The sequence below is a fragment of the Paucilactobacillus vaccinostercus DSM 20634 genome, from assembly GCF_001436295.1.
Lineage (GTDB): Bacteria > Bacillota > Bacilli > Lactobacillales > Lactobacillaceae > Paucilactobacillus > Paucilactobacillus vaccinostercus.
In genome coordinates, this window is the sequence record NZ_AYYY01000043.1 from 1 (window position 1) to 18,165 (window position 18,165).

Consider the following 18,165-nt stretch of genomic DNA (forward strand, 5'->3'; position numbering starts at 1 on the left):
AAGTGCATAGGCACTTTAATTATTTGATCTGTCTACTTGACACGGAGCAGCGCCGACTGAGGCTTATTTCAGCTTATCAGATAAGCTATTTAAACGTGCCAAGTGGCACCCGTGTGTTTGCGTTGCGAACAGCAATGTAGTGATGATAACCACCTTTAATTTTATAACTGACGTAAATGTAGTTACCATTGCGAACATAACCATCATAGACAACTGACTCGCCTTTATAGTATTTAGCTCCCGTTGCTTGTACACCCGGATAGGCAAATACTCGCAAGGTTTGGCCGGCAGTAAATGTACTGTTCTGACGAGTAATCGTGTATGCTCCGTCCTTGAACGTACCTGTTGCTTTAACAACTGTTGATGTTGTTACCGGTTGACCGACACTCAGAATCTCGGCATCACTGCGATTGATCCAAGAGTTGACCCCGGCAAGCAGTAGACGAGTACCATTAACTTTTGCCACCTTGTAATGTTGACCTTTGACGAATGAGGCAATCTTTTGGCCAGTGGCCCACTTGGTTGCTGACAGATTAACCTTTACTGTGTCACCAGCCTTGATGTCCGTCTTGGGCGTGTTGTTAGCCTGTTGACCAGCTTTAATGGCCGTAGTCGTTGAATCCGTTTTGACCTGTGTCCCACCTTGCGAACTCGTAGTCGTCCCATCGTAGCCATTGTCGGTTACCCCAAGGTAATCCTTGTTACCATCCAAGCCACCGGCCACATACGTCGAAGTGAATTGAACGACCGACATTCCGTTGATCACAGGCAATGACTGCGTGCGTTCAGTTGAGCGGACCTGGTAATCAGGATAACGAGCAATCCATAGCGAATTAGGAAACACCTTGAGTACTGCCTTGTAGTCAAGGTGTGCTTTGATGAACGAGTCACCGCTGTACAGAATTGGCGTGTACCCTGCGGTCTTAATCTTGTTCATGGCATAAATAATGGCCGAGGTTGAAGGCGTGCCAGATTCGACGTCCAAGGCCACGATTGATCCTTTTGGTGTCTGTACTTTTGGTAAATAGTAATTAAGCATCTGATCCGCTTGGGCGTTCGTGCTGAACTCTGAGTAGATGTACGTATGAGCCCGCTTGCCTTGCGCAATGCAGTATTGGACTTGAGTGGCATACGTTTTTTGTGGTACAAAACGACCACCATAATAGCCACCTACTTGAGCAATCGCAAATCGATCTTTTGCGTACCCAAATTTGCCTTGATTTCCTTGGTAGACCGACCAGTCAACACCATAATCGCCCTTTGACGCAAATACTGGAGCTGTGGCTCCAACTACTAAAAAAGCCGCCGCGGTTGCGACAGCTGTCTTAGTTAGCTTGTGATTGAGTAGTTTGTGTTGCTTCTTGAGTCTGTGATCCGTCATCTGTTGATTCACCTCCTTGTGATGTTACTTTCGCGGCCGCAGCAAGCAAAGCTTCTGGATGCTCCTGCAAATAGGAAGTCACCGCCTGACTTACCCCCTGCTCTTGTGCGGTTTGTGCTTGAACTGTCTTGGCATCTTTACTAGCTTGTAACGTTGTAGCCACTGCCTTAACGGCGGGCTGCAGGCCATCAAATAGCCCACTGGTTGCACCACCTGCCAACAAGCCTAGTAGTGCGCCATTAAGATAGTTGGTGTCACCAAAGTAACCGAAGACGGCTAAGCCACCAATAACGCCCAAGATGGCAGATAACCATGGCAAATACTTACTGTCTAGGCTTGTCCATTTCTTGAGTGCCTGTGTAATTAATCCAACAACGGCCACAATGGCCGCTACTTCACCTGACGTTCCCAAATTTAAACTGTTTAAATCCATTCCAGTTACTTCCTTTCAGTCCGATCATATAGTTCTTTAATATCTTTACTGTGCTTGGTCAATTGAATATCTTGAGCATCGAGACGCTTATCTAATTCGTCATAACGTGTTCCAAGACGCTCAATGTTCTTCGTGAGCCGGTCAATGGTGTCCATCAATGAACGAATAGAGGCTTCCATCGGTTGTGTGATTGCAATGCGACTAAGCCACATAAATAAACCAATCAGCACTACAATAATGCTAATAATTGTCCCAACCTCAGACCAAGCTAAACCAAAAAAATAATGTGGACCCAAATTTCATCACTTCTTTTCTCCAAAATAAAAAGGACTAGGCTGCGTAGTCTGTCCCAGTAATTTCTTTATATTGATCGGCTGTGATCGTGTTAAGAACCACATACTGCTTGATGTCACAGCCCCAGCTGTACATTTGCTTAACAAAATCAAACATTATGCCGCACCCCCGTCCGTAGTTGTGAGCTTAGTAACTGTCGCTTGCAAACTTGCAACTTGTAAGCCTAACGCGTTAATCATTTGCTGTTCAGCCGTGGGGCCAACACTTGTGGTTCCAGTAGATTGGCGTTCTGTTTGGTAGTCATCTACCGACTGACCTGTCCATTTCACACCGTCCCACGTATAAGGTTGCACAATGCCGTTCGGCTTAACCAGTGTTGCATTCGCTGGTACGCTATTTTCATCAGCCACTTCGACGTATCCATTAAAAATCTTAGTTGTTGCGTCATATGTCATTGCTAACATTTATTAATCATCTCCTTATTTTACAAAAAATCCGCCTGCATTGATCTGACCCGGAGTAACAGACCCCATATAGTGCAGATCACCACTTCCCTGTGTTTGTAGACTTTGAACTCCTTGGCTTGTTACTACTGCTACGTTTGCCCAATGTAAATTAATAAGTGGTGTTCCCGTGCACTTTGATAACAACATGCTGTTAGTAAATTTGCCGTTGATTTGCCCTTTAATATAAGTAATTGAGCCATTATACGACGTAGCAACTGACAGATTTCCAGTAATGCCACTTTCTAGTGGTAAATCAACCCATGTTAATTTCTGTCCCGCTGTTAATGTTGCAATGTCTGCATTCAACGCCACATCGTTGGCGTCGATTGCTTCCGGACCTTTTTCCATGCCTGTTACAATTTTCGTTAATGTTGCCATTTATTTATCTCCTATCCGTAATAGATCGCTTTGTAGCCGCTAAACGCGGCATAAACGCCATTACTTTGTTTTGTTAATTTTGTTTGATCTGTGAAACTGGTATCACTGGTAGTTAATTCAACAACCGAACTGCCACCGCTTGAACTAATGACCGTGGCCGCTAACGTCTTTTGGTTTCCTCCGCCAAACATACCCGATGGCTCTGATCCAATTGCAACCAGTCCCAACGAATATTCTTGGTATCTCAAACTGATAGCCGCACCGACTGTTAACGTTTCCGGAATAACAAGCTGTATGCCACGCGTTTTAAACGTGACGCTGGCTTTTGTACCATCTCGCAAACCGTTATTAGGCACAACGCCGAGCGTATACGACGTTACCGGCTTCAATCCGGTTACTGTGTACGACTTAGCGGTTACTGTCGCTAACAGCGTCGTGCCGTTATAAATCTTGTAGCTAATAGCCATCGACTAGTCACCTCTTTATGACCACGTTAGGGTTGTACCTGTTGTTGTGGTACCAGACGCTGCCAGATTGGTTACAGTAACCAATGCCGCATATACCGTGACTGAAATAGCTGCGGACGTAATCGTCCCAACCTTGGCCGTGATATTTGCTTTGCCTTCCTTTAGTGCCTTGATTGCACCAGTACTAGCGTCAACTGACGCAACTGCTGGTGTATCTGACGTATAAGACGCTGCTCCATCGGTTTCGTCCGCTGGCGTAATCGTAACGCTAGCCTTAGCTGTCCCGCCGACTTCTAGCGACTTAGTATCAACTGCGATCGTTACGGCAGTCGTTGCAATGTTAGCGGTTGTTACTGTTACAACCGCCGTCTTGTCACCTTCACGCAATCCGTTTGTGGCCGTGACCGCAAAAGTATATTCTGTCTTAGGCTTTAAGTTGTTGACGGTATAGGTCTTTGCCGTTGCTGTCCCTAGCTTAGTCCAGTTTGCTGTGTCTCCCTCTTTTTGATAAATGTTATATGAAATTGCCATTATTATTTTCCTTCCTTTGCTTTCTATGCTGTATCCCAATCCAAACGATCAGTTTTGTCGTCGATTGGAGTTACTTTCAAATTTTTAACTTCCGGAATTGTTGTGTTTGTGCCCGTACCAGAATCATCACCGGCACCACTTGAATCTGTTGACGTTTGATTGCTACCATTACCGGCTGTCGCTTCCTCATCATTAACCGTTCCCAGATCAAATCTAAGTGTCTTGTACCCATCGATCAGATACCAGTAACCGTCCTTGTAGGTGACAACACCCGTCAATGCGTAGGACAATGGCAGGTGCACAATACACGTGTCATCATCCGGATAATCAACCTTGGCTGATATCGTTTGTACAGCCGACTCGCCTAATCCATAAGGACCTGTACCGAACCCATCACTCTCGGTTCCAATTGCGTACTCGTAATAGTGCACCACAACTTTCGGCTGTCGGTTCTGATTATGCTTGATCGTGACATTGAAGCCAGCCGGTACGTATGCTGCCAGTAATGACTCCATGTATTCAAGCCGATCATCAAGCACTGTAAAATTCCCAAAATGTGATGAACCACGAGCAAGGATCACTTCGCTATCCTTAGTGGCATTGGCAATAACTGCCTTGAATTGATCCAGCACATCACTCATCGTTTGTTCGACTTCTGTTTGACGGGCTTCAACACCTTCTTGTTTGTTCTGCAATTCAATCTTGAACGCCGTTTCATCCTCATTGATGTACGTTTGCACTGCCAGCACGATCTCGATCCACCGTGCTAACGATTCACGGACATCAACTCCGTACATTTTGGTTCGAATGAACTTAGCCAACTCAATCGCAATCGGCTGGATGTTGCTTGGTGTGTACTCCTGTTGCTCAGGAATCGGCGTTGAATCTTCATAATTCACTGATCCACTAACTGTTGCCATTTTCTACCTCCTCTCATTCGAGATAATTCGTCTTAAACCGATCACTAGGATCGGTACTCAAATCCACTGTATTTTGTGTGATGCCTGCAATGTGTCCCTTAGATGTGTACTGCCACAAGTCATATGGATGGGTTGGCTTCGTACTCCCGGCAACCGTACCATCATTTTGACCATATGACGGAATCCAAACAGCCCCGGCACGTGATACGTCAAGGTTAAAGGAATCGTAAAGATGATTAGCAATATACAGAACAATCTTATTATCAGGAACACCCAGACTATTGAGTTGATCCATATAGGCGCTGATACACGAACGCATGTCGGTCATGGTCTTCTCTTCCACATCGATCATCCAGAATCGAGGCTGTTTTCCATCACCGATGGCCGCTTGAGCACGATTATAGAAATTAGTAGCCTCAGTCTTAGCGTCTTCAACCGAAATAGCGGCATTATAAGCATAGACGGCGTAATTAGCACCCGCATCGATTGCCGCTGATATGTTGGCCTTATACGTCAAGTCTTCATGACTCGTACCATGTTGAACTCGAATAACTGCCAAGGCTAAACCGGCCTTAACTACTGCGGTCCAGTCAATCGTGTACTGAAACTCGCTAACATCAATGATTACTCCACCAACACTAGTCTTACCCTCAAGTTGTTCAATGGCCGCCTGCAACTGAGCGTTCTTCTTGGCTAATTCTTCATATTGAGTATTGCTGTTGGCCTTGATCTCGGCCAGCTGTTGAGCTTGAGCATTGATCATCTTGGCCAACGTCTCATTAGCCGCGTTCGCTTGAGCAAGGTTCATTGCTTCGTACGAGGACTGATTCATATCATCCTCGCCGATTGTCATGGTTGACGAAGCGATGTTCACGCAATCGATCACCATGCCGGTAATCCGCTCGACTAGATCAATGCCTTGAATCCGGCTAACAAGTTCGACAGTATCCCCATTGTTAAATGAGTCCAGATCCTTGTTAATATGGCTTAAGTCCACATAAGTCAGCTGAATCTGCGTCTTGAGGTTCTTTTGGGCGTCCATCATAGCTTGCCCCTTAGTCTTGAGCACCGCCTGCGTGGTCACGTCGTCCCAGTCATTAGCTTTAACAATCAAGCCAAACTTGGCGATCAATGCCTCGTTACGAATTAAGCCATCACCACCGATTGTCAAACGCGGATAGGACACGTCTGTGGTGTCCGTATTATCATCTGTAGTTTCTGGTTCTTGAGTTGCACCCAACGGTTTGAGTGCGGTGTAGAATGTCAACGCATCAACTGACCGTTGCAATGATAGCAGGTTCTTCCCCAGTTCAATCTTTTGGATCGACTGCCCACCGATCTGGGGCTCGTAGTCAAGATACAAGCCATCAGATTCATGGCGTACCCGAATTTCACCACCCAGCGAATTGATCAGCTTATCGGTAATGTTGTCATAGGTGTCCTTGTCGTCCTCCAGAAACCGGTATACGTTATCCGTGCTATTGGTTACTGTCACAGTGCCCAACTTGATCCGTTTATAATCATCAACCTGATTGTTGTGGTTCGTGATTATGGTTTGGAGAAAATCCTTAGGTGTTGTGTTGTGGAATTCGGCAAACGGCTGAACAGAATCATGCAGAAAACCTTCGAGACCCTCACAGATCACATCGTTGAAGATAGACCCGCCTGTGTCCATCTGATCATCAGGAGTGATAACACGGCCTTCAAAAATAGTCTTCTGAAGATCCGGACGTGTGACCTTAACGAACGTCGTAAACTGATGGAAATTGGCGTACTGCGGCTGATCCGGCGTGATCTGAATTTCTAACGAATCATAAGCAGATACGTCCTTTGTAACTTGACACATCAGCAATCTGAACTTGTCGGTTCGCTCAGAATGGATCACATGTTCTTCACCATCCCAGCCTTGCCGAATTGTGACACGATATCCATGACTTACCATCAAATCACCTCTTCAAACCAATCAAACGTGGCGTGAGCGTTACCCGTTATCATAAGCGAATTCTCACCCGGATTAAGCATGATCTCATCGTTATTGGTTGAACCTTGTGCCACTGAGAATGTGTCCCCGTTGAGGGTGAGTGTAAGTTTACTATCCGTCTCTATCATTAATGTCACAGCAATTTCACCATTGTTGATCAAATTGAGGTATGATGACCCATCGACATCAATCGTCGTACGTTGAGCCACATCCCAGTTAAAATTGAATGGATCCCATAGATCATCAGCTCGTTCATGGAAGCGATACGGATAGGCTTGAAACTCAATCGTGAGGTAACAAAAAGACGGCATCTCGCTAATTGTGGGTGACTTCTGTACTTCTGCCTTGTAGAAAAAATCCGATTGTGCATCATCGTCAAGTTCTCGCTTGCCCGTGGGATTCATCAACCAATTGACGATCTTAGTCCACGTGTTGTACAAGCGGTCCCGATCGTTGTACCCAATGTCTAACCGGCAAGGAAACGTGATCGTACGTTCGCCAAATGTGTTAGATCCATATAAATCACTTAGATCGAGCGATCCGTTCTGATACGGCACCTGCACAGTAGTCTTAGTCTTAGCTGGCAACACCATTGACTTAGTGTTGAGAACTTTCAGACCAAACTCACTAGAGTGGTGGCCGTTGAATGTGAATCCATAGTTCTTAGATGTTGACATTAATAGCTAACCCCCTCCGTGCTTGCTGTGTGCGTTGTACCCGACGTGCGGACCCGTAGGCCTCGTACGTCTTTGAAAAGCTGTGGCCGTTGATCTCAAGCGACTTGTTAGCAATCGTGTCCAGCTTATTAAGTACGTTGTCCAGATGGCCTGTGTAATCGTGTGAGTTGTCACCAGTGGCCACTTTGATGTTCTGTGATGCTCGCTGGCCCCAGATTGGAGCAACTTGGCCTGAGTCCTTAGCATTTTCGATCACCTGAGCCAGTTGAGCTGTGGTGCTGTTCGGTGCTTTGGCCGCACGTGCTTGGATCGCCTGCAAGATATGTTCATCTGCGGTGTCCCGTGCTGGGTTAATGGCCAATTCTGGCTGAGTAATGTCTTCACCGAAAATATTTAAATTACCGGGAATGCTCCACCCACCGTCGTTGTACCAACCAACCCGTTTGTGGAATGATTCGGCAGCCATAGCGGTTCCATACCGGCCCTTAATATAATTGACCATCCATTTAATCTGCGTAATTGGATTGTCTCGCCAGTCTTTACCAGCACTAGACAGCTTGCTGGCAGGTAAAGATTGTGGAATACCATAAGCACCTGACGATCCGTTGCGAGCATGTGGATTCCATCCAGATTCGGCATTAATTAGCCATGCCATCGCACTGGTCCATGAATCAGGTACACCAGCTTGCTTTAACCAATTTAAATGACTTCCAGTGGCCTTTGCACTCGTACCATTAGCATTCATTTCAGTACTTTCTTCAGAATACTTATCAAATTTCTCTTTCAAATAGTCAATGAAACCTTTTCTAGTTGAATCACTGGCACCCTGCATCAGATCATGTTGAGCAGCATCATAATTCGAAAGAAATCCTTTCAATCCTAGCTTATCTGCAATGAAGTCAAACGCCTTGTCTGCACCATCAGAAACAAATGACATAGTATCGTCCAATTTATCCTTCAACCAGTCATAAGCCTGCGTAATGGTACCGGATTTTCCGCCCTTATAGGCAGGTAATCCATAAGTCATGGAAAGAAATTGCTGAGAAAGTGTATGTGGCAAAATCGAAGTTCCTGCTTCCAAGTGCCGAATTTCCGGTCCACTCATTCCTAATGCAAATATTCCACGATTAGGATTATGAGCAAGTTCAAAGCCTTCTTCACCGACAAGTGCAATTTCATCACCCGACAATCCAGATGCCCCACGAGCATGTTTACCAATCTTTGGAATTTTACCCCAACCTTTATGGAGTGCATCAAGTACCTTGTTTAATCCCGAAGCAATACCATTCCATAGCACACGCATAGCATCAAAGCCACCGCTGTATTGACCATTAACCTCAGTCATTTCACCCTGAGCAGCGTTTACGTGGTCGGTGGCCTGTTCGTTGGCCTGCTTCTTTACATCTTTTTTCTGTTGAGTGATTTCTGATGTAACTTTGGTGTGCTGATCATGTGCGCTTTTTGTTACTCCGTGATACTGATCATCTGCCGCATTTTTTGTATCAGTACGTTGCTGTTCAGCATTATGTTTAACTTCTTTATACTGTGCATACGTAATAGTACCTTTCTCTTTCCATTCTTTTCTCGCTGTGGCAACGGTCTTGTGATACTGATCATCTGCCGCATCTTTTACATCATCACGAGTTTTTCGAGCTGACGTAACAGACGTCTTGTACAGATCATTAGCGTGCTTCTGCGTAGATTTAAGATCACTAGCATTAAGCTTGCCTTTGTCTTTAATTAACTGATCATATATCGATTTTTGTTCCTTGGCGCCCTTGCTAACGTCTTTTTTAACTTTGGTGTTAAGCCCATTTTCATCATTAATGTACGTATTCACGAAATTTTTATGCGCTTTTTGAAGCTCCTTATTTTTTTCTTTTTCGTACTTTTCAGAATTCACACCATACTTTTGCGCAATCTGTTGAAGCTTCTTGGTGCCACCGTTTTGAATATTCTGAACTTGCGCATAATAATTAGTTTGATCTTTTTGCATTTGTTTGAGTGCATTCTGTTTTGTAGTACGTTCTTTCTGATCGGCAGTAGTTTGCTTCTTTAATGCGTCGTTGGCTTGTTTTTGAGTCATGACCCCCTGCTTAACTAAGTTGTCTAGATCTTTCTTTGATTTAGATTCTTTATTTTTGTAATACGAGTCAATTGACTTAGACATACCGGAATAAAGCTTTTCAGTAGCCGCCTTTGTGCTGGCCATGCTTTTTGAATCATAACTAGTACTTACTACTAGCTTTTTATCCAATTTCTTGATGGATGGTTCAAGTTGCTTGCTAAGTTTATCGGCATCAATCTGTGAGGCTTTTGCACTTGCAGATATTTTTACATTTGCTTTGATTGTTTTAGGTTTAAGCTTTTTACCATCAACAGAATCTTGCAAACTTTTTCCAAATCCTTCGCCGAACTTTTTGCCGACCCACGATCCAGCCGAAGCCCCTAAAATTGTACCTATACCAGGCAAAATTGCTGTACCGAGTGCAGCACCAGCAGCAGCACCACCGATAGACCCGATGGATCCACCAGCTTTTGCGCCAGTTCCATTCTTACTAGTTAATTCAGTCGCAACATTTGCCCCAGCTACTAAATAAGGGCTTGCCTTGGCAAACTTGCTGACTAATGAAGTACCAGTTGCAACTAGCCCTGATCCGATTCCAGCGGTACCCGCTAGAGATTCGGCTCCCCCAGCGACCGTTGCAGTTTTAGCGCCCTTACTTAAAAAGCCACCAACGCCACTGCCGGATCCGGTTAGCGCACTGACTGCCTGAAATTCAAGCAATGCTTTCTTTGCGCGTCCAAGGTAAATAATGAAATCCGTAATTTTTTTCACGGCAAAGGCCGTAGCAAGTGCACCACCAACAGCAACTACAATTCCTTTGTGTTCCTGCATTGCATTGATCAACTTGATAAAAAATTTAGTCAAAGAAACGACCGCATCGGATGCACCATTAATGGCGTTTGTTAGGTTCTTTTTCCCAACTTTTTGTAGCATTTCCTGCATACCGGTGACGATGTTAGCTTTTAAATTGCCAAAAGCGCCTTCGAATGTTTCGGTACTCTTAGCGGCCTTCTTAGCACCATCGTTCATACCTAGTTGCATGATGGCCTTGTTAAACTCATCAGAGCTAATCTTGCCGGCCGCCATCGCATCCCGAAAGTTACCCGTATAGGCACCGTTCTGCTTCATGGCCTTCTGGAGTACACCAGAAGCACCCGGAATTGCATCGGCAAGTTGGTTCCAATTTTCAGTGGTCAATTTGCCGGCACCAGCTGTTTGAGTAAGCATCATAGCTACTGACTTAAACGTGTTAGCATTCCCACCGGCTTGAGCATTCAAGTTCCCAGCCGCTTCAGTTAAGTTCATGTATCCTTTAACACCGTTAGCTGCTAACTGTGCCGTCGTATTAGATACATCACCCAGCTCGTACACCGTTTCGTTAGCGTACTTTTGAACCTCTTTACTAGCACTGTTAATCTCTTTTTCACCGAATCCCCCAAGTTTCATGGTGGACTTGAATTTGTAAATCGAATCAGACGCTTCTATCGCTTCGGATCCTAAGCTAGCAATTCCTGATACGGCAGATTGCAGCCCGGTTGCCACGACGCCACCAACAATTCCGCCACCAACAGCCGTTTTTAGACTTGAAAACTTTTCTTCTGTCCGACCGGCCTCACTCTGAATATGTTCCAATTTTGGACTGGCATCATCATTTAGATGGGCGGTTGACGTAATCTTTGTAGGAATATGTTGAAGTAACTCCTCATAGTTAACCACCTCACCCTTGTCAGCCTTTGCTAATAGTTCAGTTTGAACTTCCTTAGGTAACTTGTTGAGGATTTTTTCGAAGTTATCAATTCCCGCTGTCTTAGCATCGGCTACTAGTTTAACCTTAGTTTCCTTAGAAAATTTACTGTCAATATGTTCCTTGGCCTTGTCGGCCGTCTGCTCCATCTTGCTAGTATTCTGCTGGAAACTCTCGTCCATCTTGTCACCGGCACCTGAACCAATACCGTGTACGATTTCATTAGCACGTTCACCGTCTGATTTAAGCCCAGTGAGATCCATGTCGAAATCAATTGTAATTCTTCCATCTGCTGCCATTTATATTTCCTCCTTTCCTCAAGATTTTCAATTAACGTGTTGCTTCATTTTTCAGTGCAGAGAAAATATCGTTCATGGCAGTGTCTTGGACTTCGACAGACCGATTATCATCAAGCTCATAGTACTGCTTGAGTTCCATCATATTGGCAACTTCTTGGCCTTCCATGCCCTTAGTATCACGCATCCGAATACTTAGGATTCGCCTGAAATACGTTTTGTCATTAAGTCCGGCCATTAACGCCTTGAACTTGTCCCAGTGCAGTTTGCCCTGTTGTTGAATCAAGTCAATACCATACTGCTCGACAAACGATGAATAAATGGCGTCAGCATCCTGACTATATGAGTAATACTTAATTGGATCACTGGTACCCACACCTGTATTGTCCTCATAATGGCCGTATGGTTCTTGGTGGATGTAGTCAGCAATCGCATCCACACCGGTAACTAGCAGATCAGAATCCAGCGCACATGCACTGTAAAACATCTCAAATGCCATTGACACTTTGTCATAATCGTCAATTCCATCGTCTTCTAGTAGCTCGTACCAGCGCAGTACATTGTCAAAACTCAAATCAAGCTCGTAGCTTTGGCCTTTATACTCAAACGAATGTTCTAACTCCTTAGTTAGGCTTAGCAAGGCTCATCACCGCCGCTTGTTGCTGGTGTACTTCTGACGTCGCTGTTGACGATTCTTTTTAACGATATTAGATGATTCTTCATTCAACTGGCCGATGATATAAGCTAGTGCTTGGCTGTCTTCGACATAATAGTGATAGATTCGTTGACCCTCACCATCGCCCAAAACTTCATCAAAAAAGTCACGTGCAATCTTGGCTGCCTCGTCAAATTTCCCAAAAATAAAGACTTGTTGTTCTTCTAGTGACATATCGTCAGCAGTCTCTTTATCAACATCGTCAATTTCTTTTTGCACCTTAGAAATCGAAAGATCCACGGTGGCCACATGTTTTGAAAACATATCATTCATTACTAGCGAATAGGTTTTACCCGCAATAATGAAGCTCTTTCGATTCTGAATCCGTTCGTCTAAGTTAATTGCCATGATTTATTACCCCTTTAATTTACGTCTCATTTTTTACTCGTCTCTGTCTACCATCAGTGCCTATTCGGCAGCTGTTACCGTAATTGCTGATGTACCAGACTTGCCATCAGCTGTTGCAGTGATCGTTGCTGATCCAGCCGCTACACCAGTAACCGTCCCATCACTTGCAACCGTGGCAATTTTCTCGTCACTCGACTTATAAGCAATCGTCTTATTTGTTGCATTATCTGGTGCTACCGTCGTGGATAGTTTAGTTGTCTTATCGACTTCCACGCTGGCCGTTGCCGGTGCAACAGTAACATTAGTGACAGCAACTGTATTATCACCATCATCGGTCGTAATGGCCGGTTCAAAGTCAGGCTTGCCATTGAACACAATAACAACTGAGAACGTCTGCTTTGCTCCTGGAGCGCCACCAGAACTAACAATGCTAGTCAATGTTATTACACCAGTGATCGTATCTCCTGATGGTTGAGTCCAACGGAACAATGTCTTGAGATCGTCACCGATCGCTAGTTGCTTGGCCGCAATATAGTCTTGGGCCGGATCACCTTCCAGACGATTACCAGCCAGTGTGAGTTGCAGACGCTTAGACGTTACATCTGATGTTCCAAACCCTTCACCGTCGTAATATTCGTCGTTGGTGGTTGTATCGTTAGCAGCAGGTGTTGAGTTGTTAATGCCTGCCGCCAAAGGCTTCCATTCAGCCTTGTCAACATTGTCTAGGCTGGTCTGCCCCGAAATATCAATTTCGAATTTGTTCTTGTAGTTGAGCGTAAACTTACCAATTTTCCCAGTAGTTGCCGCGTCTTCATTTACAATTGCCATGAGTTATTTACCCCTTTTCATATTTGTTTGTTTCAATAAAAACAGCCATGTCTAGTGCAAACGTTGAGTTGCCTTCGGTATCCTGCATAATTAATGCGGGAGCACTAGAGACAGTCAACGATTGAAAGACAAAGCTGTTGTCGTTGCTATTAAGTTCAGTCAAACCATCCAAGTATTTCTGAATGGCAAACAGGCTTTCACCTGCTGATTCTTGGTCATTTGTACGTATGGTGATCGAATAGTTGTAACGCCAGTCTTGATTGCCAGCGTAATCCTCATCAATCACTGCACTACCAGGAGCTGGAACTAATCCAATGCCCTCGTTTGGGATCAAATAGCCCATCTTGATTGCCACTCCGGTATTGGCCTTAATGGCATCAAACAGACGTTGTTCAAGATCCATTCCAGTTGGCCCCCTTCACAAATGCTTGTGTGACTTTATTCATGAGTTGCTGATCACCTTTAAGACGTAAGTCCCAGCGGCTCGATGCACCTGCAGGATGGTGGTTTACAATCGGATGACCATTAATCTTGCCATAGAACTGTGCTCTGGCGTACGGCATGGCATACACAATGTCACTGCCATCAGTATTCACGTTGGAATAGCTACGCAGATCGCCACTACGCTTGGGTACAAATTGCTCCATGGCTTGGTGTGCATCATTGACAGCCGCTAAGCGTCCCATGCGTAGGCTTGATTGCGTGAATTTACTCTCAAATCCGTTCATGTCGAATCTTACATGTGCTGGCATCACAACACCTCCAATTCATATGACCATACCTCATTACTAAATGGATCACGATTGTCTATGATCGACTGCAAAGCATAATCATTACCTTCAAATGTGATCACCGACTGGTAGTTATCCTTAGATAGCACCGGCATCGGTGAACTAACTCCGGCGTATAAAAAAACAATCGCGTTAGCTACTAGCTGGCGATTGTCGTTGGTACCGGAATAAATTGTTTGCGGTTGAAATACACAGTGATCGATCGTGATTGGTTCCTTATAGATTGGCTGGTTATAATCGTTGGTTTCACCAGTAGCCATCTTAATCTGCACAGTCTGATTAGCTAATTGTTTAGGAAACTTTGGCATTACCATGCCCTCACCCCTCTATACAGCAAACCAGTTCTAGCCAATAGATCTACGGCCGTTGTTACCACGCCAGTATTGCCATATGTGGCATCACTAATCGAATTGCCATCTGTGGATAACGACGTTCGGCCAACTGAAACCGTCTTGAGATTACCCGCTTTCTGCTCATAGATTGTTGATGCACCACTAGCCACGGCAAACTCGCATTGATAAGCAATCGCCTTTTGGTATTGTGTCGCTCTATAAACAATAAACGGAACGTCTGATGACAGATCGTCTGACACATCGTGTGTGATGTAATAATCATTGGTTAGATTATCAATCAACAACTTAGCATCGTTACATTGACCCTTGAACTGCTCCTCTGTGAACTGCTCCTCTGTGAGCGTTGTAAAGCCCAGTCTGGTATACGTCGCAAAGTCCATCAAATCATCTCCTAGTTAGCGTCTGATTATTGTGCAGGTGCTGTGATTGTTAATTTAGCAGTGCCAACGAAATTACCATCATTAGTGGTGTAAGTAACATCAACATCACCCACTGCACCATCCTTTGCAGTTACGACACCACCAGATACCGTAGCTTTAGTAGTGTCTGACGTTGCCCATTTACCGGTTTGATCCGTTGCATCTGCTGGTGCTACTTGTGCAGTAAATGTTGACGTTCCACCAGCTTTAACGGAAGCTGTGGCTGGTGATAGTGTTACACCCGTTACCGCTACTTTTGTCGGATTAACGACTGTTGTTCCGCCACCGTCACCCGATGGCGCTACGCTTTTGGGGCTAACGAAGTAACGATTCCATCTTCCATGCTCTTACGTACAAACAAATCATGGTACAAACGGTTCTGATAAAGATAACCGTCGCCTTCAGTATGTTGACCAGGTGCAAACAAGTACACTGAATTTTCTTTGACTACGGGAATAACTGCTTGCTTAACGACAAATTGATAATTGATAGCAAGTGCATCGGGAGCTACCACCGCACCTTCGTCATAATTATAAGCTGATTGGAAACGGGCATCATCCCAAACTTCGATTAAAGTAACACCATCAATCGAAGTTACACGTGATTCAAGCGCAGTCATGCCAACATTTTGATTAGTGATGTTACGAGTGAACTCACTAGAACGTTCAAGGGCATCCATAGTTGCACTAGAAACGAATCCAGTAATGTTGGCCGGATTATACTTACGAATTGGCAAGATCGAAGCCTTGAGCATTGAATAAGCATTATCCTTAGAAATCGTTTCGCTCTTGAAATGTTTAGCATCTCGAACAGACTTAGCAGCCATTGTTGAAAAACGGTATGCGTCAAGTTCTGGTTGAACATGTTCAGTGATGAAAGTGTTTGAGATGTTCGCCATTGCAAGCTCTTGATTAGTTTCATCGACATCTTGACTATCAATGAAAAATTCAATATCCCGATCTTGTCCCATCGTGTAAGTATCTTCGTCATCTGTAACAGTTCCAGAATTATATCCCTTGCCACGTGTATGTGTCTTTAATCCAGTGGTTGAAATACGGCGAAGTTTAAATGACTTGTTACCATTGAACCAGTCAACTTGTGGTACTCCCAAAGCCGTAGTGACCAAACCTTCTGTAATCTTTTGGTCCAATTGTGTGCCGTACTTAGTAGCATAGTTATATGCAGTATTTGAATCTGCCATTATTAATTCCCCCTATTATTTGCTTGTTACTTGCTTTGTGTATGAAGTCCTAAGGCTTGTGCAAACGCATCAGGCTTAGCAGCCGGAGCACCGTCAGGATTCCCCTTGGGTGTGATGTTAATGCCTGGTTTGGCCTGTTCAGTATCGGCTTGAAACAAGTAATCATGATCACCTTTGATCTTATCCACTTGCTCACTTAAACCGGTAAGCTCGTTCTTGTCGTCGTCATACTTAATCGTGTCAGGATCAATGAATGGCAAAATTGCCTTAATATCACGTGCCCCTGCGTCTTTTAAATAGTTTTGAACGGCATTATCCTGCTTAACTTGTAAAAGATTCTGCGCCGCCTGTTCGTCGTTAGTCTTAATGGTGCTCTGTAAGTCTTCAATCTGCTTTTTCATCTCATCACTGTTCCCAGCTTGATCACTGAGCGTGGCAATTTGAGTATCTCGATCTTTGACCTGTGAGTTCAAACTTTCCACTTGTGATTCAGCATTGGCCAGTTTGCTATTCACTGATTGGATTGCTTCACCATGTTTGGCTACAACTTTGTCAGCCTGTTCGTCTGTTAAACCTAATTCCTTCAAAAAATCTCTATTCATGTTTGTTCTCTCCTTACGAGTTTTTCTACGGTGCAACGACACCGATGGATTGCACAAAAAATAAGCAGTTTAATGACTTACTCAGGTCAATGTGTTACTTGGAATAGATGCGTTCACGTCCGTATTGGCGATGTAAGAAGTCGTTGTCATCAACTAACTCACGAATCTTAGCTCTATGTGCTGATAAAGCTGTTTGGTGGCGTTTAATGCCCTCTGCATCACCCAATCGCTTAGCATCTTGTAACAGGTACTTGTCATTTCGTACTGCACGCTCGTAATACCGCTGTTTTTGCTGAATGGCTGCTTTATTTACGGCGTCCTTTGGATCATATTGTGTCTGGTAATTGTGACTTACGCCTTCGATATATGGGTAAAGCATATGGCGGCAGTTAATCCCTTGAGTGCCGCTAGCCTCACCGTATCCATGATTATAAATACTGTCGTATTTTGGATTAGCCCGATTGTCACTCAATGGCACAATGTTAACCACGTGGCCTTGAATCGGCGCACATGCCTGACGTGCAGCTGGATGGCTACCCATTACAGCAAGTGGACTGTCGAAGTCCTTCATGCTCTGCAAGCGTACGTCGTTAAACGTTCGATGGGCCGTCGACTGAATCACAGTACGAGTGTAGCCCTCAAGTGACCAGTTGTGACCACCACGATCAACCATACCCGTCTTAAGACCAGCTGACTGCCACTTGTAGATATTGTCGGCTAACGCCCGCGTGGGCGTTTTAAGCCCAGTTTGCACCTCAAGCACCGTTTTATTGATAATATCCTGATACGTCTTCATCGCTGAATTTTGACCGTAATTGGTAGTGATTAGAGTCTGATTTACATTGTTATCAAGGCTGAGAAACGTTTGTTTGGTGTAACTATCAATAATGCCGGCAACAGTGCCACTAATTGGGACTGATTCATTGAGCATTTTAGACAGCTCACTATTAATTCCCTGAGCAACTTGTAAACCATCTCGACGGATTAATTCATTAATGGCTTTTTGAGTTTTACCGGACGTTTGGGCCACGATCTTAATCACTTCATTTGTCAACGCCCCCATTTTCGACAACATTTCAAGACGCCATTCGAGAATAGTATTTCGATCATTGAGCAAGCTTCTAGTATTTTTAGTAGCGTCAATAAGCAAATAAAAAATGCGCTGCTGCATGGCAACGTATTGATTGCTGATTTCTTCGGCTTTATCCATCATTTCTTGATGTGTGGTCACA

At 44.5% G+C, this 18,165-nt stretch carries 22 protein-coding genes and 1 pseudogene; all 23 read right to left on the reverse strand.

The genetic code is table 11. The annotated features are described in order from the left end of the window. Positions 1 to 85: 85 nt before the first annotated feature. Positions 86 to 1,381 (reverse strand): GH25 family lysozyme, encoded by a 1,296-nt coding sequence (locus FC26_RS07935; protein ID WP_057779433.1) that lies wholly within the window; start codon positions 1,379 to 1,381, stop codon positions 86 to 88. Beyond that, on the reverse strand, positions 1,326 to 1,814 hold the full coding sequence (locus tag FC26_RS12990; RefSeq protein ID WP_057779435.1) for a hypothetical protein: 489 nt from the start codon (positions 1,812 to 1,814) through the stop codon (positions 1,326 to 1,328). Before FC26_RS12990 ends, FC26_RS07935 begins: the two co-directional genes overlap by 56 nt. A gap of 5 nt (positions 1,815 to 1,819) precedes the next feature. Next, positions 1,820 to 2,110: a hypothetical protein gene (locus tag FC26_RS07945; RefSeq protein WP_057779437.1), complete on the reverse strand. Its 291-nt coding sequence runs from the start codon at positions 2,108 to 2,110 to the stop codon at positions 1,820 to 1,822. A gap of 34 nt (positions 2,111 to 2,144) precedes the next feature. Then, on the reverse strand, positions 2,145 to 2,264 hold the full coding sequence (locus tag FC26_RS12525) for an XkdX family protein (RefSeq protein WP_083483788.1): 120 nt from the start codon (positions 2,262 to 2,264) through the stop codon (positions 2,145 to 2,147). After that, positions 2,264 to 2,572, reverse strand: a complete 309-nt coding sequence (locus FC26_RS07950) for a hypothetical protein (protein ID WP_057779438.1) — start codon at positions 2,570 to 2,572, stop codon at positions 2,264 to 2,266. The genes FC26_RS12525 and FC26_RS07950 overlap by 1 nt, the downstream gene beginning before the upstream one ends. A gap of 15 nt (positions 2,573 to 2,587) precedes the next feature. After that, the gene (locus FC26_RS07955) at positions 2,588 to 2,992 is read right to left on the reverse strand and encodes a hypothetical protein (protein ID WP_057779441.1); all 405 of its coding nucleotides are present in this window, start codon (positions 2,990 to 2,992) and stop codon (positions 2,588 to 2,590) included. A gap of 11 nt (positions 2,993 to 3,003) precedes the next feature. Next, positions 3,004 to 3,459 (reverse strand): fibronectin type III domain-containing protein, encoded by a 456-nt coding sequence (locus FC26_RS07960; RefSeq protein WP_157061130.1) that lies wholly within the window; start codon positions 3,457 to 3,459, stop codon positions 3,004 to 3,006. A 15-nt stretch (positions 3,460 to 3,474) separates the two neighbouring features. Then, positions 3,475 to 3,990, reverse strand: a complete 516-nt coding sequence (locus FC26_RS07965) for an Ig-like domain-containing protein (protein ID WP_235809490.1) — start codon at positions 3,988 to 3,990, stop codon at positions 3,475 to 3,477. 23 nt (positions 3,991 to 4,013) lie between these two features. After that, positions 4,014 to 4,910 (reverse strand): hypothetical protein, encoded by an 897-nt coding sequence (locus FC26_RS07970; RefSeq protein WP_057779443.1) that lies wholly within the window; start codon positions 4,908 to 4,910, stop codon positions 4,014 to 4,016. Between the two features lie 13 nt (positions 4,911 to 4,923). Further along, positions 4,924 to 6,852: a phage tail spike protein gene (locus tag FC26_RS12880; RefSeq protein WP_057779445.1), complete on the reverse strand. Its 1,929-nt coding sequence runs from the start codon at positions 6,850 to 6,852 to the stop codon at positions 4,924 to 4,926. Next, positions 6,852 to 7,568 (reverse strand): phage tail domain-containing protein, encoded by a 717-nt coding sequence (locus tag FC26_RS07980; RefSeq protein ID WP_057779446.1) that lies wholly within the window; start codon positions 7,566 to 7,568, stop codon positions 6,852 to 6,854. Before FC26_RS07980 ends, FC26_RS12880 begins: the two co-directional genes overlap by 1 nt. Beyond that, a complete protein-coding gene (locus FC26_RS07985) occupies positions 7,555 to 11,679 on the reverse strand; it encodes an aggregation-promoting factor C-terminal-like domain-containing protein (protein ID WP_057779448.1) in 4,125 nt (1,374 codons plus the stop codon). The genes FC26_RS07980 and FC26_RS07985 overlap by 14 nt, the downstream gene beginning before the upstream one ends. Before the next feature lie 31 nt (positions 11,680 to 11,710). Beyond that, a complete protein-coding gene (locus tag FC26_RS07990) occupies positions 11,711 to 12,316 on the reverse strand; it encodes a Gp15 family bacteriophage protein (RefSeq protein ID WP_057779450.1) in 606 nt (201 codons plus the stop codon). Between the two features lie 6 nt (positions 12,317 to 12,322). Further along, positions 12,323 to 12,739 (reverse strand): hypothetical protein, encoded by a 417-nt coding sequence (locus FC26_RS07995; protein WP_057779452.1) that lies wholly within the window; start codon positions 12,737 to 12,739, stop codon positions 12,323 to 12,325. Positions 12,740 to 12,799: 60 nt separating this feature from the next. Then, positions 12,800 to 13,567, reverse strand: a complete 768-nt coding sequence (locus tag FC26_RS13175; protein WP_338045562.1) for a phage tail tube protein — start codon at positions 13,565 to 13,567, stop codon at positions 12,800 to 12,802. Positions 13,568 to 13,574: 7 nt separating this feature from the next. Beyond that, on the reverse strand, positions 13,575 to 13,970 hold the full coding sequence (locus FC26_RS08005) for a hypothetical protein (protein ID WP_057779454.1): 396 nt from the start codon (positions 13,968 to 13,970) through the stop codon (positions 13,575 to 13,577). Beyond that, positions 13,960 to 14,319, reverse strand: coding sequence for a minor capsid protein (locus FC26_RS08010; protein ID WP_057779456.1), 360 nt, complete (start codon positions 14,317 to 14,319; stop codon positions 13,960 to 13,962). The genes FC26_RS08005 and FC26_RS08010 overlap by 11 nt, the downstream gene beginning before the upstream one ends. Next, positions 14,319 to 14,672 (reverse strand): putative minor capsid protein, encoded by a 354-nt coding sequence (locus FC26_RS08015; RefSeq protein WP_057779457.1) that lies wholly within the window; start codon positions 14,670 to 14,672, stop codon positions 14,319 to 14,321. Before FC26_RS08015 ends, FC26_RS08010 begins: the two co-directional genes overlap by 1 nt. Continuing rightward, positions 14,666 to 15,091, reverse strand: a complete 426-nt coding sequence (locus FC26_RS08020; protein ID WP_057779459.1) for a head-tail connector protein — start codon at positions 15,089 to 15,091, stop codon at positions 14,666 to 14,668. Before FC26_RS08020 ends, FC26_RS08015 begins: the two co-directional genes overlap by 7 nt. Before the next feature lie 26 nt (positions 15,092 to 15,117). Beyond that, positions 15,118 to 15,321, reverse strand: a pseudogene (locus FC26_RS13070) (Ig-like domain-containing protein); the annotation flags it as partial. A 110-nt stretch (positions 15,322 to 15,431) separates the two neighbouring features. Next, entirely contained in the window at positions 15,432 to 16,331 is a 900-nt protein-coding gene (locus FC26_RS08025) for a hypothetical protein (protein ID WP_057779460.1), read from the reverse strand. Positions 16,332 to 16,357: 26 nt separating this feature from the next. Beyond that, positions 16,358 to 16,933, reverse strand: coding sequence for a phage scaffolding protein (locus FC26_RS08030; RefSeq protein ID WP_057779461.1), 576 nt, complete (start codon positions 16,931 to 16,933; stop codon positions 16,358 to 16,360). A gap of 94 nt (positions 16,934 to 17,027) precedes the next feature. Then, positions 17,028 to 18,164 carry a phage minor capsid protein gene (locus FC26_RS08035; protein ID WP_235809491.1) on the reverse strand — a complete coding sequence of 379 codons (1,137 nt, stop codon included), beginning with the start codon at positions 18,162 to 18,164 and terminating at the stop codon, positions 17,028 to 17,030. Between the last annotated feature and the right edge of the window lies 1 nt (position 18,165).